General features: G+C 64.0%; 1 protein-coding gene. It reads right to left on the bottom strand.

Features of this window, described 5'->3' with window-relative positions:
- Positions 1-275 (bottom strand): VCBS domain-containing protein (locus VC35_RS27835; protein WP_046043927.1); only part of this gene is annotated, 275 nt, incomplete at both ends.

Genomic DNA, 275 nt, shown 5'->3' with positions numbered 1-275 from the left:
CCACCGGTGACGCTCAGGCCATCGATGGTGACGGGATCATCGTTGTTGTGGATCTGCAGCACCAGGTTCGCGGTGCTGCTGTCGCCGTCCGAATCGGTGAGGGTGTAGGTGAAGGTTTCGGTACCGTCGCCACCGCCGTGCAGGGCTTTGAAGTCGGCATCGCTGGTGCTCAGCGTGTAGGTGTACGTGCCGTTGGCATTCAGCACCAGGGTGCCGTAGGTGCCGGTGAAGGTGCCGGGGGTGATCGGGCCGCTGTTTTCACCGAGCGGCACCCG

The sequence above is a fragment of the Pseudomonas fluorescens genome, from assembly GCF_000967965.1.
Classification (GTDB): Bacteria; Pseudomonadota; Gammaproteobacteria; order Pseudomonadales; family Pseudomonadaceae; genus Aquipseudomonas; species Aquipseudomonas grandcourensis.
This window is presented reverse-complemented; position numbering and strand designations above follow the sequence as displayed.